The sequence below is a fragment of the Streptomyces griseosporeus genome (assembly GCF_014656055.1).
In the GTDB taxonomy this organism is placed as follows: Bacteria; Actinomycetota; Actinomycetes; order Streptomycetales; family Streptomycetaceae; genus Streptomyces; species Streptomyces griseosporeus.
The window spans coordinates 352,357-376,650 of sequence record NZ_BNBR01000008.1 but is presented as its reverse complement, the minus strand read 5'-3'; the positions used below and the strand labels follow the sequence as shown (position 1 = coordinate 376,650).

Sequence of the window (24,294 nt, the reverse complement as noted above, 5' to 3'; positions counted from 1 at the left end):
GAGACGCCCCCTAGTGGTGCTGCTCCTGGGGCGCTTTGCGCGGCAGCAGCCGTACGAGGCCCAGGCACCCGGCGATCGAGGCGCCGACCACGGTGAGGCTCACGGTCATGGCGTGGGCCTCGCCGTGTCCGTGCAGGGAGTGGAAGTACACGGTGGTCACGGCGGCGGCGCCGACGGCGTTGGCGAGCTGCTGGACCGCGTTGAGCGAGCCGCTCGCGCTGCCCGCCTCGGCGGGGTCGATGTCGCCGATGGTGACGTCGTAGACCGTGCCGAAGCAGCAGCCCATGCCGAGACCGGTCAGCAGCAGCGGCGGGACCAGGGCCCAGCCGTTGTGCACGGACCCGGCGGTGAGGGCCAGCAGCCAGCCGCAGCCGGCGAGGACCAGCAGCAGACCGACGGCCACCAGGCGGCGTCCGTGGGTCTGGATCAGCCCGTGGCAGGCGATCGAGGCGACGACGATGCCGGCGCACAGCGGGATGAGGGCGACTGCCGTGCCGGTGGGGGAGCGGCCGAGGCCCTGCTGGAGGTGGAGCGAGACGGCGTACAGCAGTCCGGCGACGGCGGCGAAGGCGACGACGCCGAGGAGCAGGCCCGAGGTGAAGCCGCGGTTGCGCAGCAGGGTCGGGCGGATCAGCGGGTCGGGCGCGGTGCGCTGGCGCCGGCAGAACGCGGCGAACAGGGCGAGGCCGAGCAGGAGCAGGGCGAGCGGGCGGGGGACGCCCGCGGTGGCGGCGGTCCAGCCGTGGGCCGAGCCGTCGATGAGCCCGCCGAGCAGGCCGAGCATCGCTCCGGCCAGCCAGAGCGAGCCGAGTCCGTCGACGGCGGTGCCGCGGTCGCCGGTGTCGCGGGGGAGCAGGCGGTGCGCGGCGAGCAGGGCGGCGCCGCCGAGCACCAGGTTGATCAGGAACATCGCGCGCCAGCCGAGGCCGGCGAGGTCGGCGTCGACGAGGAACGCGGCGAGGACCGGTCCGCCGACCGCGGACAGGCCCATGACCGGCCCGAAGAGGCTGAACGCCTTGCCGATCTGGTCGCGCGGCCAGGTCGCGCCGAGGATGCCGAAGCCCTGCGGGATGAGCAGCGCCCCGAAGGCGCCCTGCGCGAGGCGGGCGACGACGAGCGCGGCGGGCGTGGGGGCCAGTCCGCAGGCCACCGAGGCGACGGTGAAGCCGGCGAGGCCCAGCAGGAACATCCGGCGCCGGCCGTACCGGTCGCCGAGCCGTCCGCCGGGCACCAGCAGCACGCCGAGCGCGAGGGCGTAGGCGGCGCCGAGCCACTGCACCAGCGCGTGGCCGCCGCCGAGGTCGGCGGTGATCGTGGGGGCGGCGATGGTGGTGATCGTGCTGTCGAGGAGGTCGAGGACGTCGGCGGCGAGGACGACGCCGAGGATCGCCCAGCGGGTGCGGGCGGGGAGAGGAGGGCTGCTCCGGGTTTCTGTTTCGTGCAGTATCTGCGTCACGCAGATAAATATGCGGCATGAGGCAGGGCGAGGGCAACCTCTATTCGTCTACGCGGCGGGTGCCTGGCTCACGGCCTGCGCGTACGCCGCCGGCGACACGCCCACCGTCGCCGTGAAGTCCCGCACCAGATGGGCCTGGTCGGCGTAGCCGAGGTCGGCGGCGAGCGCCGCCCAGTCGACGTCCCGGCGGTGACCGGCCAGCTCCAGCGCCTCGTGGAGGCGGTAGCGCAGGATGACCCACTTCGGGGCCACGCCGACGTACGCCGAGAAGAGCCGTTGCAGCGACCGCACCGACAGGCCCCGGTCACGGGCGAGGTCGCCGACGCGGAGTACGGCCCGGTCGGTCCGGATGTGCTCGACCAGCTCCACGGCGAGGTCGGCCTGCGGGTCCGGCGCCCACGGCAGGGACAGCAGGAACGCGTCGAGCGCCGCCACCCGCTCGGCGTCCCCGGCCGGGGCGACGACCGACCGGGGCGTGTCGCCGCCGGCCCGCTCGAACGCCTCGTGCGCGGGCAGCACCCGGCCGGTCCAGTGCGTCACCGGCACCCCGGGCGCGAACGGCCGGAAACCGCCGGGCCGGAACTTCGCCCCGCACACCCGGCCCCGCCCCGCCAGCTTCCGGGCGTACAGCCCGAGCGCCACGCCGGTCAGCTCGCCGTACGGCGGCCCCTCGTCCTCGTCCCACTGGAAGGTCAGGTTGACCGCGGGGTGCGGCACGATGTGGGAGACGTACGGCTCGGGCAGGTCCCAGTCGATCAGCCAGTACCACTCGACGTACCGGCGCAGCGGCTCGGCCGGCTCGTGGCGGCGGAACCGTACGCGCGTCAGCAGCCCGGACGGATCGACGATCCCGCGGGTGTCGTGGCGGGGTGCGGCCATGGCCGGATCGTACGTCGCGTTTCTTCAAGAGGGCGCGGCGGAGCGTGCCTACGGTCGGAGGTATGGACACCGACGACATCAAGCGCGAGGAATCCACGCGGTACGGCATCGGGGAGCTGCTGCGCCGGGCTGCGGGGCGGGCCGTCCCGCTGGTCCGGGCGCTCCCGGACGAGGCGCTGACCGCGCCCACGCCCTGCCCCGACTACGACGTGCGGGCGCTGGCCGACCACCTCTTCCACGTGGTCGTGGAGTTCCAGAAGCTCGCCGCCCGGCAGGACGCGGACTTCTCCGTGACGCCCCGCCGGGTCGGCGCGGGCGGGGACTGGCGGGAGCGGTTCGCCGACGAGACGGACAAGCTCGTGGCGGCCTGGTCCGCGCCCGGCGCGGAGGACGGCACGACCGGGGCGTGGCAGATGCCCGCGCGGCTCGTCGGCTCGATGGCGCTGCTCGACCTGGTGGTCCACGCCTGGGACCTGGCGCGGGCGACCGGCCGGACGTATCCGGTGGACGAGGAGCTGGCGCCGGTCGTCGGGCAGCTCAGGGGCGCGGTGGCCGAGCTGGCGCCGACCGGCCGGAAGATGGGGGCGTTCGGGGAGCCGGTGCCGGTGCCGGAGGGTGCGACGGCGTTCGAGCGGCTGCTGGGGGAGACGGGGCGGGATCCGCGGTGGGAGGCGCAGCGGGAGGTGCCGCGGGAGGCGGGATCCGCACCGGGGGAATAGGGGCGCGGAGGGTAGGGTTCTCCAGGTGTAGTTGAACAGTCAACAACCTGGAGCGTGAGTGACCATGCAGTTCGGGATCTTCAGCGTCGGCGACGTCACCCCGGACCCCACCACCGGCCGCACGCCGACCGAGCGCGAGCGCATCAAGGCCATGGTCGCCATCGCGCTGAAGGCCGAGGAGGTGGGCCTCGACGTCTTCGCCACCGGTGAGCACCACAACCCGCCGTTCGTGCCGTCGTCCCCCACGACGATGCTCGGCTACATAGCCGCGCAAACCGAACGGCTGATCCTGTCCACCTCCACCACGCTCATCACCACCAACGACCCGGTGAAGATCGCGGAGGACTTCGCGATGCTCCAGCACCTGGCCGACGGCCGCGTCGATGTGATGATGGGCCGCGGCAACACCGGACCGGTCTACCCTTGGTTCGGCCAGGACATCCGCCAGGGCATCAACCTCGCCATCGAGAACTACGCCCTGCTGCACCGGCTGTGGCGCGAGGACGTCGTCGACTGGGAGGGCAAGTTCCGCACCCCGCTGCAGGGCTTCACCTCCACCCCGCGCCCCCTGGACGGCGTCCCGCCGTTCGTCTGGCACGGCTCCATCCGCTCCCCGGAGATCGCCGAGCAGGCCGCGTACTACGGCGACGGCTTCTTCCACAACAACATCTTCTGGCCCGCCGACCACACCAAGCGCATGGTCGAGCTGTACCGCACCCGCTACGCCCACTACGGCCACGGCACCCCCGAGCAGGCCATCGTCGGCCTCGGCGGCCAGGTCTTCATGCGCAAGAACTCCCAGGACGCCGTCCGCGAGTTCCGCCCGTACTTCGACAACGCACCCGTCTACGGCCACGGTCCCTCCCTGGAGGACTTCACCCGCGACACCCCGCTGACCGTCGGCTCCCCCCAGCAGGTCATCGACAAGACGCTGTCCTTCCGCGAGTACGCCGGCGACTACCAGCGCCAGCTGTTCCTGATGGACCACGCCGGGCTGCCGCTGAAGACCGTCCTGGAGCAGATCGACCTGCTCGGCGAGGAGGTCGTCCCCGTCCTGCGCAGGGAGTTCGCCGCCCGCCGCCCGGCCGGGGTGCCCGACGCCCCCACCCACGCCACCCAGCTCGCCGCCGCCCGCAAGGAGGCCACGGTATGAAACTCGTCGTCGTCTCGGCGGGACTGAGCGTCCCGTCCTCCACCCGGCTGCTCGCCGACCGGCTGACCACCGCGGTGCAGGGGCGGACGCCGGTGGACGTCGAGGTGATCGAGCTGCGCGAACTCGCCGTCGAGATCGCGCAGAACCTCACCAACGGCTTCCCGGGCCGCCGGCTGGCCGCGGCGCTGGAGGCGGTGACGGAGGCGGACGGCCTGATCGCCGTGACGCCCGTCTTCTCCGCGTCGTACAGCGGACTGTTCAAGTCGTTCTTCGACGTGCTGGACCGGGACGCCCTGGCGGGCAAGCCGGTGCTGATCGCCGCGACCGGCGGCACGGCCCGCCACTCCCTCGTCCTCGACCACGCCCTGCGCCCCCTCTTCTCCTACCTGAAGGCCGTCGTCGTCCCCACCGGCGTCTACGCCGCCTCGGAGGACTGGGGCGCGGAGGGCCTGCCGGAACGGATCGAACGGGCGGCGGGTGAGCTGGCGGCGCTGATGCGGGGGCTGTCCGGCACGACACGCCCCGCCAAGGCCGACGACGAGGTGAAGGTCGTCCCGTTCGCGGAACAACTGGCGGCGCTGCGCCCGACGGCGTAGCTGCGGGCAGTGGTGCCGCTGGGCCGGCGCCCACCCGGCAGCGGCCGTCAGTCCGCCTAGCTGCGGGCAGTCGTGCCGCTGGGGCGGCACGGGTGGGCGCAGCGGCACCCCGCAAGCGCCGGGCCGCGCGTCCCACCCCCGGCCGGCACCAGCGCCGGGCACCCCACCGGCCGACGCCCACCAGGCCGGCAGCCCACCAGGCCGACGGTGAGAGCCCAGTAAGAAGGGCACCCCCCGCGCCACTCACCCGACCGCACCGCCGGAGGCCTTGGCAGACTGGTCCCGTGCCCCAGACAGTGCTCCTAGCAGAAGACGACCGCGCCATCCGCCACGCCCTGGAACGCGCCCTGACCCTGGAGGGCTACCAGGTCACCGCGGTCGCCGACGGCGTCGAGGCGCTGGCGCAGGCGCACAAGTCGCCCCCGGACGTACTCGTCCTCGACGTGATGATGCCCGGCATCGACGGACTCCAGGTGTGCCGCGTCCTGCGCGCCGAGGGCGACCGCACGCCGATCCTCATGCTCACCGCGCTCGTGGAGACCGCCGACCGCATCGCCGGCCTGGACGCGGGCGCCGACGACTACGTCGTCAAGCCGTTCGACGTGGAGGAGGTCTTCGCCCGGCTGCGCGCCCTGCTGCGCCGCACGAGCCCGGCAGGCGAGCCCCCCGCCGGAACCGCGGAGACACCCACCGGAGCCCCCGAGCCCCCCGCAGCCCCCTCAAGGCACCCCGCGCCCGACACCCGCCACCACCTGGAGGCGGCCGGCCTGCGCATGGACCCGCAGGCCCGCCGCGCCTGGCGCGGCACCCGCGAGCTGGAACTGACCCGCACCGAGTTCGAGCTGCTGGAACTGCTCGTACGCAACGCCGGCATCGTCCTCGACCACTCCACGATCTACGACCGCATCTGGGGCTACGACTTCGGCCCCGGCTCCAAGAACCTCGCCGTCTACGTCGGCTACCTGCGCCGCAAGCTCGACGAGCCGGGCGCGCCGCAGCTGATCCACACGGTCCGCGGCGTGGGTTACGTGCTGCGGGAGGACTGAGTGGGCAGGCCGGCCCGCGTCCGGCGGCCGAAGCTGGTCTCCCTGCGCACCACGTTCGCGGTGTCCTTCGCGGCCGTCACCGCCGTCGTCACCGTCCTCGTCGGCATCCTGTCCTACAACGCCGCCGCCCGGCTGGTCCGCGTCGACCAGCAGTCCGTGTTCGACGAGGTCGTGCAGGACGTGCGGGGCGAGGTGCGCCGGCACAGCATGACGCCGGAGGACTTCTCCTCCTCCGCGCCCGGTCACGACGTGGTCCGCCCGGCCCGGACGAACGTGCAGGTGCTGGGCCCGGACGGCCAGGTCTCCGACGGCGGCCGCCCCGCCCTGCCGGTGACCGCCGCCGACCGCGCGGTCGCGGCCGCGGTCACCGCGGGACGGCTCGCCGTGCACAAGGACGTCGACGTCGGCAGCGACATCTACCGCGTCGCCACGGTCTCCCTCGGCGGCGGGCGGGGCGCGGTGCAGGTCGCGCAGGAGTTCAGCGACACCGAGGACCTGCTGCGGGCGCTCCAGCAGCGCACCCTGATCACCATGGCCGCGGTCGTGGTCCTCGCCGGACTGTTCGGCTGGTGGCTGGCCCGCCGCATCACCCGCCGCCTGGTCGTCCTCACGGCCGCCGCCGAGGACGTCGCCCGCACCCGCCGCCTCGGCATCCAGGTGCCCGTCACCGGCTACGACGAGGTGGGCCGCCTCGGCCGCGCCTTCGACCGCATGCTGGGCCGGCTCGCCCAGTCGGAGGAGGACCAGCGCCGCCTGGTCCAGGACGCGGGCCACGAGCTGCGTACGCCGCTGACCTCGCTCCGTACCAACATCTCCTTGCTGCGCCGGATCGACGAACTGCCGCCCGAGGCCCGCGAGGAGCTGGTCGCCGACCTCGGGCAGGAGGCCCGCGAACTGACCGACCTGGTCAACGAGCTGGTCGACCTGGCCGCCGGCCAGTCCGACAACGAGCCGCCGCAGCAGGTCGACCTCGCCGACATCGCGGAGGACGTCGCCGGGCTGGCCCGCCGCCGTACCGGCCGCGAGATCGTGCTGCGGGCGAGCGGCGACACGACGGCGTACGGCCGCCCCGGGCTGCTCCAGCGGGCGCTGTCCAACCTCGTGGAGAACGCCGCCAAGTTCGACCGCGACGGCACCGCGCCCATCGAGATCTCCGTCGCCGGACCCGCGGTCCCCGGCACGGTCCGCGTGGAGGTCCTCGACCGGGGCCCCGGCATCACCGACACCGACCTGCTGCGTGTCTTCGACCGCTTCTACCGCGCACCGGACGCCCGCTCCCTGCCCGGCTCCGGCCTCGGCCTGTCCATCGTCCGCGAGGTGGCCCTGGCCCACGGCGGCGCCCCCTTCGCCGCCCACCGCGAGGGCGGCGGCTCGATCATCGGCTTCACGGTGAGCGGCGCGGGGGCGCGGGAGGGGGAGGGCGACTGACGGGCGTACCACGTCTCCCGGTGCACCAGGACAGGACCGTGTCAAAGGCTCCGTACGACCCGGGCCGGATTGCCGACGGCGACGGCGTTCGCCGGGACGTCCTTGGTGACGACGGCTCCGGCGCCGATGACGGAGTTGTCGCCGATGGTGACGCCGGGCAGCACGATCGCGCCGCCGCCGATCCAGACGTTGTCGCCGACGGTGATCGGCCGCGCGGCCTCCAGCTTGTCCCGGCGGGGCTCCGGCTCCAGCGGATGCGTGGGCGTGAGCAGCTGCACGTGGGGCCCGATCTGGCAGTCCTCGCCGATGACGACGGCCGCCACATCCAGCGCGGTCAGCCCGTAGTTGACGAAGGTGCGGGCGCCGACGGTGATGTTGCTGCCGTAGTCGACGTACAACGGCGGCCGCACCTGCGCCTCCTCACCCAGCCCCCCGAGCAGCTCGGCGAGCAGTTCCCGGGCGGTGTCGACGTCCTCGGCGTACGCGGCCTGGTACGCGGCGGCCAGCCGCACGGCCCGCTGCTGCCGCCGCACGATCTCGGGATCGTCGGCGATGTAGAGATCACCGGCGAGCATGCGTTCCAGGTTGGTGCGCGGGTCGCCCGCGAAGTGGTCGGTCGGCATGGGGACGACCGTACGCCGTGGCCGGGTGCGGGCGGCGGGTCGGCGCGGGTACCGTGACGGTGTGATCGTTCGCATCTGGCGCGGCTGGACGACCGCCGAGAACGCCGACACCTACGAGTCGATCGTCAGCACGCGCGTGCTGCCCGCGATCGCCGCGCGCGACCTCGCCGGCTACCACGGCGCCTACCTGCTCCGACGCCCGCTGCCCGACGGCGAGGTGGAGTTCTCCACGGTCATGCTCTTCGACTCCCTCGACGCGGTACGCGGCTTCGTCGGCGAGGACTACGAGGTGGCACACGTCCCCGCCGAGGCGCGAGCCGTCCTCAGCCGCTTCGACGAACGGTCGGCCCACTACGACACCCTCCTGACACCCGAGGACACGCGCCCGGCCTGAGGGACACTCCCGCCAGTCCATGGCGGCCGATCGTGGACGGGGCCGCCGCACGGGTGGGTCCGCTCAGGACGACTGCGTCGCTCCAGCGAGGTGCCGTGCCGGGCGGCCGTGCGGTGTCCGGGTGCGGGCGAGGAGGACGCAGACGGCGGCCGCCACGCCCCCCGCGGTCAGGGCCCACCAGGCGGCGGCGGGACTCACGGCGGTGAACAGCACTCCGCACAGCATCGGTCCGGCCGCGGCGCCCAGGGACACCCCCATCTGGCTGTAGGCCGTGGCCCGCTGTTCCCGGCCGGCGTAGGGCAGTCCGATCACGTAGTGCAAGAGGCCCGCCCAGCCCCAGCCACCCCCGTAGGCGAGCAGCGCACCCACCGCGAACACCGCGAGGCCCGGCCGGGTCAGCAGCGCCGTACCCGCCGCACCGGCCACGAACAGTCCCGTCAGGGTCCCCCAGGCGGCACCGGGCCGCAGCCCCACGAGCCAGCCCGCCGCCAGCCGGATCACGATGTTGCAGGCCGCCCCGGCGGTCGCCACGGCACCGGCGACGGACAGCGAGGTTCCCCGTGCGGTCAGCGAAAGCACCAGGAACCCGCCCAGTCCGTTTCCCACCATCGCGCCGAAGAATCCGGCGCCGCTGAGCGCCACCAGATAGGCGTCTGCCCTCAGGGGCACACCGCGGCCCCGGCCGGTGGCCGAGGCCGGCTGCCCCGTCGGCCCTCTCCGCGCGAGCAGCACGCCGCCCGTGCCGCACAGCACCGCCGCGGCGGTGAACGCCGTCCGCCAGTCGCCCTGTCCGGCCAGCAGGGGCATCGCCCCGCTCGCCAGCAGCGTGGCAGCCGGCACCGCGGCCTGCTTGAGGCCGAAGGCGATCGGACGGAACCGGGGCGCACACCGCCGCATGAGCAGGGCGTTGGTGTGCGGCTGGGTGTAACCGTAGGCGGCGCCGCCGACCACGGAGTTGACCCACAGGCCGGCAGCGGGTGCCGTCGCCGCCGCGAGCAGGCCCAGGCAGGTGGCGAGCAGCGCGACAGCCAGCGTGCGTTCCAGCACCCGGGGAAGCGCGGCCCGTTTGCTCAGGAAGGCACCCGCCAGGGACGCCAGCCAGTACACGGCGAGGACGGCTCCCATCCGCGCCGAGCTCCAGCCGAACTCCGCACTCACCAGGCCGTTCGCGGCGCCCGGGAGGAAGACCGGCAGCGAGGTGAGGACGGTGACCGCCGCGACGCCCGCCGCGGCCGGCACCCCCGAGGGGGCGCGGTCGGCCGGGGCGTTCTTCTCGCGGTGCGCCTCGCGGACCGGGCTGCTCACGAGGCGTGGGCCTCCACCTTGTCCGAAGACCGCACGGCCTCGCAGCCGAGCACCGCACGGGCGATCGCGTCGGCGTCGCCGAGGGTCACGGAGTCGACGCCCGGACGTACGCCCGCGGCCGTCGCCCAGTGCACGCCTTCCGTGGGGACACCGAGGGCGAACCGCCTGGGATGCACCCGGCCGTGCGCGTCCAGCAGTCGGCTCGGCCGCTCCGTCACCGCGAGGGCCCCGGTCTCGTGATGGCCGCCGTCGGGGTCGGGGATGCGGTAGGCGGTCGCCTGACCGGTCCGCAGAAGCCGGCGCGTCAACGGGTCGGCGGTGGCCCGGACGTCCGGGGTCTGGATGCGGGCCTCGACGAGGGTGGTCACGGTGACCGGGGGGCCGGGCACCACGGAGGAGGTGACGAGGAATCCGCCCGGTCCCGTCACCGGGGTCACCCTCATCCCGGGTCCCACCGGCTCCAGGACACCGGCGCGTATGAGTGCGGCCATCTCCGCTATGCGGCGCCTGGGCGGGCCGATGGAGACGCCGGCGTTGAACGGCGAGTACCAGCCGGTGAGTTCGTCCCGGTACGAGCGGCCGGTGATGCCCGCGTGGTCGACGATCTGGCGGATCTCGTTGCGCAGGTCGCGCAGCACGTCCAGCGCGGACTTCAGGGGATCGTCGACGTTGCCGCGGCGGGCGATCGCCGCGTCCCGCTCCAGATGGGCCACGAGCCAGTTCCTGAACTCCTCCGGCCCCCGCAGGGCTTGCTCGTCATAAGGGGTCTCGACGGCCTGCCAGTTCCAGCGGTCCGGCTCCTCGACGCCATGGCGCGACAGTGCCAGTTCCTCCGCCGCACTCCCGGCGGGAGCGATCAGATAGGCGCGTACGAAGTCCGCGACGGTCTGTGCCGACGCCCCGCGCCCCCGCAGCAGTGACCGGTAGTAGACGATCTCCACCTCACGGGCGACCAGCGGCCAGACGTCCCTCCGGAAGGACACGTCACCCCGTGACCTGGCCCGTTCCCGCAGCGCGCGGATCGTCCTCGCCGTGAGCAGCAGCGGCTGGTGGCGTTGGCCCATGCCCTTCTGGTTGTCTCCGCGTGCCTGGTACGGGACGCCGCGCCGGGAGCCCGCGTACATCCGCGGCTCCCGGCCCGAGGCCCGGTAGACGAGGCGCCCGTCCGGACGCTCCTCGAACACTCCGCCGCGTGCCGTGGTGAACAGGGCCAAGTAGTCGAAGAAGGTCAGTCCCAGACCACGCAGGGCGATCGGCTCCGCCGGCGCTATGGCGTCCAGATCCACGTCGGCGGGATTGCCCGGCGGGACATGGCGGGCGCCGCCCTCGGTCCGCGGCGGGTGGGCGGGTAAGGACGGCAGATGCCCCTGTGCGAGGACCACGACGTCGACCGGCAGACGGTCGCCGCCGGCGAGCCGGAGAACCTGGTGGTCGCCGTGGTCGCTCAGTTCCACGGCCGTGTCCCGGTGAACCCGCACGGACACGTGCCGCGGCGCCGTCTCCACCGTCCGCTGAAAGGCCCACCGCAGATAATGCCCGTACAGGGCACGTGTCGGGTACGAGTTGGGCCCCAGGTCCCGCGCTTCCCGCAGCACGTCACTCGGGTATCTCCCCACCGTGTCCATGACGGTGACCAGAGTCGCCCACTCGTACAGGTTCGGACCCGGCACGACCGGGCCGGCGCAGGAGACACTGGCGTCGGTGAACACCGTGATCTGTTCCGCGACCGTGTTCATCAGCAGGTGCGGTGACTGATCCGTCCGCCACACCCGGCCCGCCCCGTGCGGGGCGGGATCGATGGCATGCACGATCACGGGTCCGGCGGCCGGCTCCGCCGCCGCGTTGGCGCACAGCCGTTCCAGCACGGTGAGTCCGCGGGGGCCCACCCCCACGATGCCGACACTGAGCGGACGCTTCAACGAAAACTCCCCCGGTTCCGTCCTTCTCCGTCTGAGCCACCGCCGATCCTACGAGCCGGGAAAGCGCATTGATGTGGCACACGCATGAGTCATGCGCGGCGTCAATGGACCGCATTCATGCGTCTGCCGAATGAGTCTCCGCCGTCGTCTATTTCTCACCGGACGAGACCCCTGGCTAGCGTTCTGGGCGGCGAGCAGGGGAATCACGGAACCTTTTCCGCACCGGCTGCGCGGGCGCGAAGAAGCACTATTGCGCGGGAGCCTCCGCCCATGCATTCACCGGCGGTCAGGGTGATCCCCTCTCGCCGCCATCTCGCCGCGAACCAGAATGCACAGTCCACCATTCGGACGGGGAATTCACATGGCTGACTCCAGCCCTGCCAAGTACAAGCCCTACAACCGCTCGTCGATTCAGCGGGCACCGCAATGGGAACGCATTCCCGCCGAGCTGCGCGAGGCGGTCGACGTGGTGTCACACGTCCTGCCCTTCAGGACCAACCAGTACGTACTCGATGAACTCATCGACTGGAACGCCATACCCGACGACCCGATATTCCGGCTGAACTTCCCGCACCGGTCGATGCTGGACCCCGACGACTACGCCACCCTGCGCGACCTGTTGCGGTCGGGCGACAAGCAGCAACTGGCCAAGCAGATCCACGTCGTCCGGTCCCGCATGAATCCGCATCCCGCCGGCCAGATGACGCACAACGTGCCCCGGCTGGACGGCGAGGCGGTCCCCGGCATCCAGCACAAGTACGCGGAGACGGTCCTCTTCTTCCCGAGCGCCGGCCAGACCTGCCACGCCTACTGCACGTTCTGCTTCCGGTGGCCCCAGTTCGTCGGAGAGGACGACCTGCACTTCGCCGCCCGGGACGCCGCGGGACTGGTCGCCTACCTCAAGCGGCACCCCGAGGTCACCGACGTGCTCATCACCGGCGGCGACCCCATGATCATGCGCACGGCCACGCTGGAGCGGTATCTGGAGCCTCTCCTCGACGCCGAGCTGGACCACGTCCAGAACATCAGGATCGGCACCAAGGCCGTGGGCTACTGGCCGCAGCGCTTCGTCAGCGATCCGGACGCCGACGACCTGCTGCGCCTGTTCGAACACATCGTGTCGGCCGGGAAACACCTGGCGCTGATGGGCCACTACAACCACCCGGCCGAACTGCGGCCCGCCATCGCGCAGAGCGCGCTGCGGCGCATCACCGCGACCGGTGCCGTCGTCCGCATGCAGTCCCCTGTCCTGCGGCACATCAACGACGACCCGGCCGCCTGGCGGGAGCTGTGGACCCAGGGTGTGAAGCTGGGGGCCATCCCGTACTACATGTTCGTCGAGCGCGACACCGGGGCCCGCGCCTACTTCGAGCTTCCGCTCGCCGAGGCGTACGACATCTTCCGCACGGCCTACGGCGCGGTCTCCGGTCTGTCCCGCACCGTGCGGGGCCCGTCCATGAGCGCGTTCCCGGGGAAGGTGCTCATCGACGGTACGCCCACCATCCGCGGGGAGAAGGTGTTCGCCCTGCAGTTCCTGCAGGCGCGCAGCGGCGGCGTCGTCCGCCGGCCCTTCTACGCCAGGTTCGATCCCGAGGCCACCTGGTTCGACCAGCTCGTCCCGGCTTTCGGAGAGCCCGGGTTCTTCTTCGAGGACGCGGCGGACGGGACGGCGAAGAGCCCGTCCGCCGGCCGGCCGCTCGACCTGGTGGGGGCCTGACGGGCATGACCGAGAACGAGTACGAGGTCCTGGCCCTGCGGTTCGGCACGCATGCCGACCGCCCCGCACGGGACAACTTCCTGGTCGACGACGGGCAGTTCACCCCGGGCAGCGACATGCCGATGGACTTCTACCTGTGGGTGGTCCGCAACGACCGGCACGTGCTGCTGGTGGACACCGGATTCCCCGAGGAGATGGCGCGGCGCCGCAAGCGCACCCTCTTCCGCGACCCCGTGGCGGCGCTGGCCGACCTGGGCCTGCAGGCGCAGGACATCGCGGACCTGGTGATCACCCACATGCACTACGACCACGCCGGGAACCTGGACCGCTTCCCGCACGCGCGGATCCATCTGCAGGAGGAGGAGCTGAGGTTCTGCACCGGGCCGGCGATGCGGCACCACGTCGTGCGCAGGCCGTTCGAACCCGTCAATGTGCAGACCGCCGTGCAGGGGCTGTTCGAGGACCAGCTCGTCCTCCACCGGGGCCAGGCGGAGATCGTTCCCGGCGTCACGGTTCATCCGGTACCGGGCCACACGCCGGGCACGCAAGTGGTCAGGGTGCCCACCGCACGGGGGTGGGTCGTGCTGGCGAGCGACGCCACCCATCTCTGGGCCAACATCCGGCTGCGCAGCCCGTTCCCCATCCTCGACCACCTGACGCCGATGCTGGAGGGCTACGAGCGGATCGAGGCCCTGGCAGACGGCGACGACCACATCATCCCCGGCCACGACCCGCAGGTGGCGCGGCGTTTCCCCAGGCTCGCGGAAGCACCCGACTGGGTATGCCTGCACGAGCCGGTACTCGACGGCATCGCGGTCACCGCGGCGGAGAGCGGAGCCCTGCGATGACGGCGCTGAGCGTGTCCATCGTGGGGGTGGGGCCGCGCGGCCTGAGCATCCTGCAGCGGATATCGGAACTCGCCGGGCAACTGCCCGCGGGGCGCACGCTCGACGTGCACCTGATCGACCCGGCCGAAGGCGGCCAGGGCTCCCATCCCGCGAACCAGCCGGCCCACCTGCTGACCAACACCTTGGCCGGCCAGGTGACCATGTTCGCCGACGGCACAGGACCCTCGTTCACCGAGTGGGCCGCGAGCGCCGGCTACCGGGACTTCGGCGGCGTCTACCTGCCGACCGGCGGCACCGCCGGCGATCCGGTGGGCGAACACGCCTATCTGCCCCGGCAGATGCTCGGCGGCTACCTCAGCTGGGTCTTCGACCGGACAGTGCGTTCCCTGCCGCCGCACGTGCGTGTGGTGCACCACCGTGACCGCGCGGTGGACATCGAGGCGCACGGCGGCGGGGACTTCACCGTCCACCTGCGGAACGGCCACGTGGTCCCGAGCGACTACGTCTTCCTCGCCACCGGGCACTGCGAACGCGTTCCCACGGCGCAGGACCGGGCCTATGAGGAGTTCGCCGGGACCAAGGCCGACCGGAACCCCTGGCTCGTCTACTGCCCGCATCCCTATCCGGTGGAACGGCTGCGGAACATCGCGCCCGGCTCGACGGTCGCCGTGCAGGGCTTCGGACTGACCGCTCACGACGTCATCTCCGAACTCACGGCCGGCCGCGGCGGCGTGTTCCGCGGCTCCGGGTGGGCCACGGAGTACCTGCCTTCCGGCCGGGAGCCCAGGATCGAGCTGTTCTCCCGCCAGTGCCTGCCGTTCAGCGCACGCGGCGTGAACCAGAAGGGCCTCACGGGGCAGCACCGGCCGCGGTTCTTCACCAAGGAAGCGGTGCGACTCCTTCGGGCCGAGGCCGTACGGCGCGGTGACGACCCCCGGCTCGACTTCGTGGCGGAGGTGCTTCCGCTCCTGCTGAAGGAGATGGGATACGCCTATCGGGCGGCCGCGGACGGGCGAGCCGTCCCGCCGGAGGAATACGAGTTCACGGCGGACGACCGGCGTGCGGTCGAGGGCATCATCGACCCCCTGCGCGGGCGCGCCTTCCCGGACCGGGACGCGTTCAGGAAGTTCTTCGTCGACTACGTCGTCGAGGACCTGGAGCAGGCCGAGCGCGGCAATCGGACAAGTCCCGTGAAGGCCGCCACCGACGTCATCCGCGACACCCGGGCGAGCCTGCGGGAGGCCGTCGAGTTCTCGGGGCTCACCCCGACGTCCCACCGGACGTTCAACTCGTTCTACGTCCCGGTCATGAACCGGGTCTCCTTCGGCCCGCCCCGGCACCGCAACCACCAGCTCCTCGCCCTCATGAGGGCGGGGATCGTGGATCTGGCCGGCGGCCCGGGGAGCAAGGTGGTCCTCGACCGGGAGGCGGCGCGCTTCGCGATCCGGACCGAGTACACCGGCGGAACGGAGATCCGCCATGCCGACGCGTTGGTCATCGCGCGTCTCGACGCGTTCCACCCGGAACACGACAGGTCACCCCTGATCCGCAGCCTTCTCGCCCGTGGCCTGGTGCGCCCTTACGCGAACGGTCCGTTCCAGCCCGGCGGCATCGACATCGACGAACAGGGCCGGATCGTCACGGCGGTCGGTGAGCCGCTCTCCGGCGCGTGGGCGGTCGGCTATCCCGTCGAGGGACCGCGCTTCTACACCCACGCCCTGCCCCGGCAGGGACTGGCCTCGCAGTTCACCGCCGACGCCGACGCCTCCGTACGCGACATGTTCGCGCAGATCCGACACCGACACGAAGCCGTCCAGGAGGACACGTATGCCGGTACAGACAGGAAGTCAGTCTCCGTACGCTGAATTCCGCAAGCGCCATGTGCGGCAGCAGCCGTCCCCTGTGGTGTGGCAGTGGGAGAACCTGGCCAAGGAACTCGAAGCGGCCGAACACACGGAATACGGCACGCTCACCCTGGCCGCACCCGGCGGCAGCCACGAAATCGTTCCGGGGACGTCCATGACCTTCCAGGTCGTCCGCACCGGTGACCGCACCACCACACACGCGCATTCCTGGTGGCACCTGTATTTCGTGCGGTCCGGAGCGGGCACCGTGATATTCGACGAAACGGGAGAGTCCGCCGAGCTGACCGGTGGCGACATCCTCCTCATACCCGCCTGGTCCGCGCATCACTTCGAAAACCACGAGGCGGACGAGGACCTGCTGCTGCTCAACATGTCGAACCTGCCCCAACTGGCGGCGATCCACAACAACTTCTCCGAAGAGCACGCGTAAGGCGACTGGCCGACATCAGGAGGCGTACATGTTCAAGCGCATCGACCACATCGGCGTGGTGGTCGACGACATCGCCGGGGCGAGGGCGTTCCTCGAGAGTCTGGGGATGCGTCTGGAGCGGGCGCAGGACGTGCCCGAGCGCAACGTGAGGATCGCGTTCTACCAGTGCGGGGACGGCCGGATCGAGCTCATCGAGCCCACGACCGAGGAGTCCCGTCGGCGCCGGCTCGGTGACGGCAACCAGGCCCGCATCGAGCACATCGGTGTCGAGGTCGACGACGTACCCAGCGTCATCGAGGCGGTCCAGGGGCTCGGTGTCGCGTTCACCACGAGCGAGCCCGTCCCGGTGGGCCCCAACCTCAACGCCTGGACCCGGCCGGAGACGTCCGACGGAATCCAGTTCCAGCTGGTGCAGCGGGACGCGGTCTGACGCTGTCCGGAAGCGGGGCCGGGGCCGGTCCGGGCCCCGGCTCCGCCGCGGATTGCGGCTGTACATACTAGTAGTTACACTCCGAAGGTGGATTCCTTGAACACGGCAGTCGCACCCGAGTCGACGGGGGACACCACGCGTCGCGGGCTGTCAGCGCGGCGCGGAACGCGTCAGGGCCTGATGCTGGCCTCGCTCCTGGGCGGCATGTTCCTCGGCAACGTGGACATCGCGGTGGTCAACGTCGCGATCCCGTCGATCCGCGATCGTCTGAACGCGTCAGGCGGCGAACTGGAACTCATCGTCTCGGGGTACACCCTGGCGTACGCCATGCTGCTCATCACCAGTGCCCGGCTCGGCGAGATCCGTGGCCGGCGATGGACCTACCTCTGGGGCCTCGGGATCTTCACGCTGTCCTCGCTCGCCTGCGGGCTCGCGCCGGACAGCGCCGTTCTGGTGGGGACGCGTGTCGTGCAGGGCGCGGGCGCGGCCCTGATGGTCTCCCAGGTCCTGACGAGCATTCAGGTGCACTTCGAAGGCGCCGTCCGGCGGCGGGCCCTGGGCGCGTACACGGGCATCCTCGGGATCAGCTCCGTCGTCGGCCAGGCCCTGGGCGGTGTTCTGGTGCAGGCGGACATCCTGGGTTCGGGCTGGCGGCCGATCTTCCTGATCAACGTGCCCGTCGGCATCGTTCTGCTGATCACCTCGTTCCTCTTCCTGCCCGACGACGAGACCGAGCGGGACAAGAAGCTCGACATGCGCGGCGTGGGGCTTCTGTCGCTCAGCCTGTTCCTGCTGGTGACGCCGCTGGTGCTCGGGCGGGACGCGGGCTGGCCGCTGTGGGCCTGGCTGTGCCTCGCGGGCTCCGTGCCGGGGTTCGCCCTGTTCGCCAGGGTCGAGCGGGGCATCGCGGGCCGCGGTGGCAGCCCGTTGATGAACGTCGCGCTGCTCGCCCGCAAGCAGGTGGCCCTCGCCCTGGTGTCCCAGGCCGCGACCCGCGCCGCCTACTTCGCGCTGCTGTTCGTCCTGGCGCTTCACCTGCAGCAGGGGCTCGGCCGCAGCGCGGCCTACTCCGGCATGGTCCCCATCGCCTGGGTGGCGACGTTCGCCCTGGTCGGGCCCGTGCTCAGCCGGCTGTCGGCGCGCGTGAGGAGGCTCGCCGCACCTGCGGGAGGTCTCCTGATGGCGATCGCCTTCGCCGGGGTGGCAGCCGGTGCGCAGAGCACCGTCTGGCTGACCGCCCTGCTGGCCGTCGGCGGCATCGGCTACGGGGCGGCGTTCAGCGGCACCCTGACCCACCTGACCGAATCGGTCGAAGCCCGCTTCGCCCCCGACGTGAGCGGCCTGTTCAACACGACGCTGCAAGTGGGCGGAACCCTGGGAGTGGCTGTCTTCGGCACCGTGTATCTGGACCTCGCCGCGCGCGGTGGGGCACCGAAGACCGCGTTCGACACCACCAACACCGTTCTGGCGGCGCTCTCGATCGCGGCCTCCGCGCTGATCCTGCTCGCCGGGAAGGCCGGGGTGCGCAGGCCCGCCGCCAAGCGCTGAGCCGGCGTCCCGCACCCCCCGTCGAGCAGGAAGGCTCCGGCCTCGCCTGCCACCCACCACGATCACCACAACCAACGAAGGAGTTCACGCCATGGACGTCAACCGTCATCCCGGCGACGCGACGAAGGGCCCGGAGGAGCGCTTCTCCGGCGATGTGTGGCTGTGGCCGCGCATCGGGGCCACCGCCAACGCCGAGGTGCGCAACGTGCTGTTCACGCCCGGCTCGCGCAGCGCCTGGCACCGGCACCCCGCCGGGCAGGTGCTGCACGTCACGGAAGGGGTGGGGTTCGTGCAGTCCCGGGGAGGCGAGCGCCAGGAGATCAGGGCGGGGGACACGGTCGTCTGCCACCCGGGTGAGGAGCACTGGCACGGCGCCGCGCCCGGCACGTTCATGACCCACATAGCCGTCACGGACGGGCCGACGGAATGGCAGGAGCACGTGGCGGACGACGACTATCACGCCTGAACCCGCCGTCCGCGGGGGCCGGCCCGACGTCGTGCGGGTGAATTCCCGCAAACGCGCCGGCGTCGGGCCGGCCACCCGTTCACGGCCGGGGCGTGCCATGTCCCGAAGTGCCGATGTCCTGCGGAGAGAGCGTTGTCGTCGCAGCTTCGAGGCGCGCCGGGCGGTACCCAGGGTGCCTTCGCGGCACTTCATATGCTGCTCTCCATGAGTATCGAGCTGCACCACCTGCGCGGCTTCCTGGCCTTGGCGGATGAGAAGCACTTCACTCGTGCCGCGAAGCGCATGGGCGTGTCCCAGCCGACTCTGAGCCGCAACATCCGCCGTTTGGAGGAGCTGCTCGGTCGGCGCTTATTGGAACGGACCACACGGCATGTGACCCTAACGTCCGCCGGCGAGAGCCTCTACGACCGGCTCAATGTCCTTCTGCCGCAGCTGGAGGCGGCCTTGCGTGCGGAAACGGACGAGGACACGTTCCGGGTGGGCTTCGCCTGGGGCTTCCCCACCGGGTGGCCGCAGGAGGTCATCGCGCGCTTCGAGGAGGAAACGGGTGTGCCGGTGCGGGTGCACCGGCATGACTCGAAGCTCGCGGGGGTGGACCGGGGCGAGGCCGACCTGGCGATCCTGCGGGGGCGGCTGACGTCTCCGGACATGGAGATCGTCACGCTCTTGCACGAGCGGCGGGTGGCGGCCGTCTCCACGCGCTCCGAGCTCGCCGAACGGCACGAGATCGGGTGGCGGGACATCGCCGATCACCGGCTTGTCCTCAACGAGGTGAGTGGTACGACCAACCTGGGCGACTGGCCGCCGGAGCGTCAGCCGGGCGTCGCGGTGGTCTGCGCCAATTTCGACGAATGGCTCGAAGCCGTCGCCTCCAACAAGGGCATGGGCGTGGTCCCCGAGTTCGTGGGGCGGCAGCACATCCACCCCTTTGTGTCATTTCTCGCGATACCGGACGCGCCGACCGTTCCCCTCAACCTGGTGTGGCCCGCGCACGGCGGACACCCCCTGATACCCCGCTTCGTGGCCATGGCGCAGGCCGCCGTGGCCGGCGAGCAGCGGTGAACGCGGGGACTGCCCGGCTCAGGGCCACACCAGGCAGTACGGCTGATGCCCCGCGTCGTGCAGCCGCTTGGAGAAGTCCTGCCACTCGTGCAGCAGCTGGTACACGTTGAACGCGTCCCGCGGCCCACCCCGGTCCGGGACCGTCGACCATATGAACGCCGCCGCGCCGACCGCTTCCTCGCCTATGTCGCGCAGGGGGTCGACGACCGTCATGGGGAGCTTCACGACCGCGTAGTCGGGGTGCAGGACGACCAGTTCCAGCGGGGGCACCTTGTGCAGGGGCACGCCTTCGATGCCGGTCAGGACCATGGCCGCCATCGTCTCCGGCTTGATCTTGGTGAACATGCCGTTCATGCCCAGTTCGTCGCCGCCGAGTTCCTCGGGGCGCATCGAGATCGGGACGCGGGCCGCGGTCGCGCCGTCCGGCGCGCCGAAGTACTTGTACGTCACCCCCACCCGACCACCATTTCTGCTTCCCGCCCGGAGCCCGTCGGTCCGGCTCAGCCGGTCGACCCGCTCGGGCTCACTCGCCGCACCCTGTGCCTGACGTGCTTCGTTCGCCTCCGCCTCGCGTCGGTGCCTTCCCCGCCGGGCACGTCGAGGACCCAGGTCATCGGTCCCCTCGCCCAGTCCGCCACCGCGATGCATATCTCCACCCGACTGCTTTTCTAGGACGCGTGGCCCCCGCCGCGCAACCCGATCATCGTGTCAGTGACCTCCCCCACGGCCGCTCGCCGAAACGTGCGGTGAAACATCTGTCCGTGGGAGCAGGGGAAGGCCTCGACACGTCCCTCCGCCTTGTCCATACGTATGCGAGGTTCAGTTTCTCAGACGTGCGGGGCACAGACTTCGGTTCGGTGGGGCCGGGGCCGTCGTTTCCGCGCCTCGGCCTACCCTGAGGGGGTTGACCGGTGACGCCTGCCAGCGAAGCCGAGCCGTCCGAGCAAGCCGGAGAAGGTCGGAGAATCCGCACGTCATGAGCGAACTGCCCTACCCCTACGACGCGCCCGCCTCGCAGGCGCTGTTCGACCGTGCGTCCGCCGTCACCCCGGGCGGCGTGAACTCGCCGGTGCGCGCCTTCCGCGCCGTCGGCGGCACGCCCCGGTTCATGGTGTCCGGCCGCGGGCCGTACCTGACGGACGCCGACGGGCGGGAGTACGTCGACCTCGTCTGCTCCTGGGGTCCCATGATCCTCGGGCACTCCCACCCCGAGGTGATCGCCGCCGTGCAGGAGGCCGTCGCGCGCGGCACCTCCTTCGGCACGCCCGGTGAGGGCGAGGTCGCGCTCGCCGAGGAGATCGTCGCCCGGGTCGATCCGGTGGAGCAGGTGCGGCTGGTCTCCAGCGGCACCGAGGCGACCATGTCGGCGATCCGGCTCGCGCGCGGGTTCACCCGGCGGTCCAAGGTGATCAAGTTCGCCGGCTGCTACCACGGGCACGTGGACTCGCTCCTCGCCTCGGCCGGCTCCGGGGTCGCCACCTTCGCGCTGCCGGACACGCCCGGCGTCACCGGCGCCCAGGCCGGCGACACCATCGTGCTGCCGTACAACGACCTCCAGGCCGTGCAGGAGGCCTTCCACCGGCACCCCGGGGAGATCGCCTGCGTGATCACCGAGGCCTCGCCCGGCAACATGGGCGTCGTGCCGCCGCAGCCCGGCTTCAACCAGGGGCTGAAGGACGCCTGCCGGGAGAACGGCGCGCTGTACATCTCCGACGAGGTCATGACCGGCTTCCGGACGAGCCGCGCCGGCTGGTACGGCATCGACGGGGTCCGGCCCGACCTCATGACCTTCGGCAAGGTCATGGGCGGCGGCTTCCCGGCCGCGGCGTTCGGCGGTCGCGCCGACGTCATGGCCCACCTCGCCCCGGCCGGGCCCGTGTACCAGGCCGGCACCCTCTCCGGGAACCCCGTCGCCACCGCCGCCGGCCTCGCCCAGCTGCGGCTGCTCGACGACGCCGCGTACGAGACGGTGAACGCCGTGTCCGCGCAGATCCAGACCCTCGTCACCGAGGCGCTGACCAAGGAGGGCGTCGCGCACCGGCTGCAGACCGCCTCCAACATGTTCTCGGTGTTCTTCACCGACCGGCAGGTGCGCGACTACGAGGACGCCAAGGCGCAGGAGTCCTTCCGCTACACCGCCTTCTTCCACTCCCTGCTGGCGAACGGCGTGTACCTGCCGCCGTCGTCCTTCGAGTCCTGGTTCGTGTCCACGGCCCACGACGAGCGGGCCCTTCAGAAGATCGCCGACGCCCTTCCGGCGGCGGCCCGAGCAGCCGCGGAGGCCACCGCGTGACCAGCAGCAAGGACATCACCGTCGTCCACCTCATGCGGCACGGCGAGGTCGCCAACCCGGACGGGATCCTGTACGGGCGGCTGCCCGGCTACCACCTGTCCGAGCTGGGCCGGAAGATGGCCGAGCGGGTCGCCGACCATCTGTCGTCGCGTGACATCACCCACGTCTGCGCCTCGCCGCTGGAGCGGGCGCAGGAGACCGCCACGCCCATCGCCAAGGCGCACGGGCTGGACCTCGCCACCGACGAGCGGCTCATCGAGGCCGAGAACGTCTTCCAGGGCAAGACCTTCGGCGTGGGCGACGGCGCGCTGCGCAAGCCCGCCAACTGGAAGCACCTGGTCAACCCCTTCCAGCCGTCGTGGGGTGAGCCGTACGTCGACCAGGTGGTGCGCATGATGGGCGCGCTGAACGCGGCCAAGGACGCGGCCCGCGGGCACGAGGCCGTGCTCGTCAGCCACCAGCTGCCGATCTGGATCGTGCGGTCCTACGTCGAGCGGCGCCGGCTGTGGCACGACCCGCGCAAGCGGCAGTGCACGCTCGCCTCGCTGACGACCTTCACCTACCAGGGCGACAAGATCGTCTCCGTCGGCTACACCGAGCCGGCCCGCGATCTCGTCCCGGCCCATCTCCTCGCCGGTGCCAAGCCCGTGAAGGGGAAGGGGAAGGCCTTCGGTGCCTGAACCGGGCGCACACTGCTTGGTTTTGTGACATTTGTTGCGCATTTCTGTCCGCTCAAGCGGAACCGCCCCGTTCGTCGCGCCCTCTGACTGGGTGACCACCCAAGGACGCGACGAATCGGGGATCACATGCGCACCTTCTCCCGCAGGGGAATGCTCGGTGTCGGCGCGGGCGCCACGGCCGCCGCCGCCCTCGCCGGCTGCGGCACCGGCGGCTCCGGCTCCACCCCCTCGGACGGTTCGCACCGGGGCGGCGGTTCCGGTGGGGGCGCCCGTCCTTCCGGCAGTCCCACCGTCGCCGCGCGCCCGATAGGCGACGGCTCGACGTCCTTCACCGGCAAGCAGCCCCACCAGCCCGCCGCGCCCGTGCCGCTGGAGCCGGGTCAGGAGCCGCCGCAGTTCGTGGTGTTCTCCTGGGACGGCGCCGGCGAGGTCGGCAACGGCCTCTTCCCGCGCTTCCTGGACCTCGCCAAGGAGCACGGCGCGAGCATGACCTTCTTCCTGTCCGGGCTGTACCTCCTGCCCGAGTCGAAGAAGCGCCTGTACGACCCGCCCAACAACCCGCGCGGCGCCTCCGACATCGGCTACCTCACCGACGACCACATCAAGGAGACGCTGAAGAACGTCCGCCGGGCCTGGCTGGAGGGCCACGAGATCGGCACCCACTTCAACGGGCACTTCTGCGGCGAGAGCCACGGCTCGGTCGCGCACTGGACGCCCGCGCAGTGGCGCAGCGAGATCGACCAGGCCAAGTCGTTCGTCAAGCAGTGGCGCACCAACACCGGGTGGAGCGAGCTGCCGTCCCTGCCCTTCGACTACGACAAGGAGCTGGTCGGCGGCCGTACGCCCTGTCTGCTCGGCCAGGACAACCTGCTGCCCACGGCGAAGGCGCTCGGCTGGCGCTACGACGCCTCCTCGCCCGGCGGCCGGCAGACCTGGCCCGTCAAGCGGCACGGCATCTGGGACCTGCCGTTGCAGCAGGTTCCGTTCCCCGGGCGCGGCTTCGAGGTCCTGTCGATGGACTACAACATGCTCGCCAACCAGTCCCTGAACTCCACCAAGGCCCCGGCCCACAACTACCCGGGCTGGCGGCAGCAGTCGGCGCAGGCGTACATCCAGGGATTCAAGCGGGCATACGAGACAAACCGGGCACCCTTCTTCGTCGGCAACCACTTCGAGCAGTGGAACGGCGGCATCTACATGGACGCCGTGGAAGAGGCGTTCAAGCACATCGCGCGCGAGAAGGAGAAGGGCGCCGACGTGCGGCTGGTCTCCTTCCGGCAGTTCGTCGACTGGATCGACGTGCAGAAGCCGGAGGTGCTGGCGAAGCTGCGCACGCTGGACGTCGGGCAGAAGCCGGCCGGCGGCTGGAAGGCGTTCATGGCCGGAGGCAGTGCCTCGAACACCGCCTGAAATGCGGGTTTCCCCCCGCAAGGGGGG

General features: G+C 71.6%; 23 protein-coding genes. 17 read left to right on the top strand and 6 right to left on the bottom strand.

Annotated elements, in window-relative coordinates; genetic code table 11:
* Window positions 1-10 precede the first annotated feature (10 nt).
* Together IE308_RS33170 and IE308_RS33165 are read right to left on the bottom strand one after the other, a co-directional pair.
* Entirely contained in the window at window positions 11-1,456 is a 1,446-nt protein-coding gene (locus tag IE308_RS33170) for an MFS transporter (RefSeq protein ID WP_190220720.1), read from the bottom strand.
* A gap of 48 nt (window positions 1,457-1,504) precedes the next feature.
* The gene (locus IE308_RS33165) at window positions 1,505-2,335 is read right to left on the bottom strand and encodes a helix-turn-helix domain-containing protein (protein WP_190220719.1); all 831 of its coding nucleotides are present in this window, start codon (window positions 2,333-2,335) and stop codon (window positions 1,505-1,507) included.
* Window positions 2,336-2,397: 62 nt separating this feature from the next.
* On the opposite strand from IE308_RS33165, the gene IE308_RS33160 reads away from it, so the two are divergent.
* The 5 genes from IE308_RS33160 to IE308_RS33140 all read left to right on the top strand — a co-directional run bounded on the left by IE308_RS33160 (window position 2,398) and on the right by IE308_RS33140 (window position 7,277).
* Window positions 2,398-3,054, top strand: a complete 657-nt coding sequence (locus IE308_RS33160) for a TIGR03086 family metal-binding protein (RefSeq protein WP_190220718.1) — start codon at window positions 2,398-2,400, stop codon at window positions 3,052-3,054.
* A gap of 64 nt (window positions 3,055-3,118) precedes the next feature.
* Window positions 3,119-4,207 carry an LLM class flavin-dependent oxidoreductase gene (locus IE308_RS33155; RefSeq protein WP_110636889.1) on the top strand — a complete coding sequence of 363 codons (1,089 nt, stop codon included), beginning with the start codon at window positions 3,119-3,121 and terminating at the stop codon, window positions 4,205-4,207.
* The gene (locus tag IE308_RS33150; RefSeq protein WP_110629657.1) at window positions 4,204-4,803 is read left to right on the top strand and encodes an FMN reductase; all 600 of its coding nucleotides are present in this window, start codon (window positions 4,204-4,206) and stop codon (window positions 4,801-4,803) included. Before IE308_RS33155 ends, IE308_RS33150 begins: the two co-directional genes overlap by 4 nt.
* Before the next feature lie 284 nt (window positions 4,804-5,087).
* Window positions 5,088-5,849, top strand: a complete 762-nt coding sequence (locus IE308_RS33145) for a response regulator transcription factor (RefSeq protein WP_190220717.1) — start codon at window positions 5,088-5,090, stop codon at window positions 5,847-5,849.
* Window positions 5,850-7,277 carry a HAMP domain-containing sensor histidine kinase gene (locus IE308_RS33140; RefSeq protein ID WP_190220716.1) on the top strand — a complete coding sequence of 476 codons (1,428 nt, stop codon included), beginning with the start codon at window positions 5,850-5,852 and terminating at the stop codon, window positions 7,275-7,277. It begins immediately after the preceding gene.
* A gap of 41 nt (window positions 7,278-7,318) precedes the next feature.
* Here IE308_RS33140 and IE308_RS33135 read toward each other — a convergent pair whose 3' ends face one another.
* A complete protein-coding gene (locus IE308_RS33135) occupies window positions 7,319-7,900 on the bottom strand; it encodes a sugar O-acetyltransferase (protein ID WP_190220715.1) in 582 nt (193 codons plus the stop codon).
* Between the two features lie 61 nt (window positions 7,901-7,961).
* Between IE308_RS33135 and IE308_RS33130 the strand changes: the two genes are divergently transcribed.
* Entirely contained in the window at window positions 7,962-8,294 is a 333-nt protein-coding gene (locus IE308_RS33130) for an antibiotic biosynthesis monooxygenase (RefSeq protein ID WP_190220714.1), read from the top strand.
* 63 nt (window positions 8,295-8,357) lie between these two features.
* Here the strand turns inward: IE308_RS33130 and IE308_RS33125 are convergent, their stop codons facing one another.
* Together IE308_RS33125 and IE308_RS33120 are read right to left on the bottom strand one after the other, a co-directional pair.
* Complete coding sequence (locus IE308_RS33125) at window positions 8,358-9,599, bottom strand: MFS transporter (RefSeq protein WP_190220713.1); 1,242 nt, start codon at window positions 9,597-9,599, stop codon at window positions 8,358-8,360.
* Window positions 9,596-11,518 carry an FAD/NAD(P)-binding protein gene (locus IE308_RS33120; protein ID WP_229909319.1) on the bottom strand — a complete coding sequence of 641 codons (1,923 nt, stop codon included), beginning with the start codon at window positions 11,516-11,518 and terminating at the stop codon, window positions 9,596-9,598. The genes IE308_RS33125 and IE308_RS33120 overlap by 4 nt, the downstream gene beginning before the upstream one ends.
* 361 nt (window positions 11,519-11,879) lie before the next feature.
* On the opposite strand from IE308_RS33120, the gene IE308_RS33115 reads away from it, so the two are divergent.
* From IE308_RS33115 to IE308_RS33080, 8 genes are all read left to right on the top strand, one after another.
* Window positions 11,880-13,235, top strand: coding sequence for a KamA family radical SAM protein (locus tag IE308_RS33115; protein ID WP_190220712.1), 1,356 nt, complete (start codon window positions 11,880-11,882; stop codon window positions 13,233-13,235).
* Between the two features lie 5 nt (window positions 13,236-13,240).
* Complete coding sequence (locus IE308_RS33110; RefSeq protein WP_190220711.1) at window positions 13,241-14,083, top strand: N-acyl homoserine lactonase family protein; 843 nt, start codon at window positions 13,241-13,243, stop codon at window positions 14,081-14,083.
* A complete protein-coding gene (locus IE308_RS33105) occupies window positions 14,080-15,948 on the top strand; it encodes an FAD/NAD(P)-binding protein (protein WP_229909317.1) in 1,869 nt (622 codons plus the stop codon). The genes IE308_RS33110 and IE308_RS33105 overlap by 4 nt, the downstream gene beginning before the upstream one ends.
* Entirely contained in the window at window positions 15,911-16,378 is a 468-nt protein-coding gene (locus IE308_RS33100) for a cupin domain-containing protein (RefSeq protein ID WP_110629674.1), read from the top strand. The genes IE308_RS33105 and IE308_RS33100 overlap by 38 nt, the downstream gene beginning before the upstream one ends.
* Window positions 16,379-16,406: 28 nt before the next feature.
* The gene (locus IE308_RS33095) at window positions 16,407-16,808 is read left to right on the top strand and encodes a VOC family protein (protein WP_110629675.1); all 402 of its coding nucleotides are present in this window, start codon (window positions 16,407-16,409) and stop codon (window positions 16,806-16,808) included.
* Between the two features lie 96 nt (window positions 16,809-16,904).
* Entirely contained in the window at window positions 16,905-18,356 is a 1,452-nt protein-coding gene (locus IE308_RS33090) for an MFS transporter (protein WP_229909315.1), read from the top strand.
* Window positions 18,357-18,447: 91 nt separating this feature from the next.
* Window positions 18,448-18,822, top strand: coding sequence for a (R)-mandelonitrile lyase (locus IE308_RS33085; protein WP_110629676.1), 375 nt, complete (start codon window positions 18,448-18,450; stop codon window positions 18,820-18,822).
* A gap of 204 nt (window positions 18,823-19,026) precedes the next feature.
* The gene (locus IE308_RS33080) at window positions 19,027-19,884 is read left to right on the top strand and encodes a LysR family transcriptional regulator (protein ID WP_190220710.1); all 858 of its coding nucleotides are present in this window, start codon (window positions 19,027-19,029) and stop codon (window positions 19,882-19,884) included.
* 18 nt (window positions 19,885-19,902) lie between these two features.
* On the opposite strand, the gene IE308_RS33075 is transcribed toward IE308_RS33080, so the two are convergent.
* On the bottom strand, window positions 19,903-20,532 hold the full coding sequence (locus tag IE308_RS33075) for a hypothetical protein (RefSeq protein ID WP_190220709.1): 630 nt from the start codon (window positions 20,530-20,532) through the stop codon (window positions 19,903-19,905).
* 328 nt (window positions 20,533-20,860) lie between these two features.
* Here IE308_RS33075 and hemL point away from each other — a divergent pair, with 328 nt between their 5' ends.
* From hemL to IE308_RS33060, 3 genes are all read left to right on the top strand, one after another.
* Entirely contained in the window at window positions 20,861-22,177 is a 1,317-nt protein-coding gene (gene hemL / locus IE308_RS33070) for a glutamate-1-semialdehyde 2,1-aminomutase (RefSeq protein ID WP_190220708.1), read from the top strand.
* 32 nt (window positions 22,178-22,209) lie between these two features.
* Window positions 22,210-22,857 (top strand): histidine phosphatase family protein, encoded by a 648-nt coding sequence (locus IE308_RS33065; RefSeq protein WP_110636901.1) that lies wholly within the window; start codon window positions 22,210-22,212, stop codon window positions 22,855-22,857.
* 126 nt (window positions 22,858-22,983) lie between these two features.
* The gene (locus IE308_RS33060) at window positions 22,984-24,267 is read left to right on the top strand and encodes a polysaccharide deacetylase family protein (protein ID WP_190220707.1); all 1,284 of its coding nucleotides are present in this window, start codon (window positions 22,984-22,986) and stop codon (window positions 24,265-24,267) included.
* The last annotated feature ends 27 nt before the right edge of the window (window positions 24,268-24,294 follow it).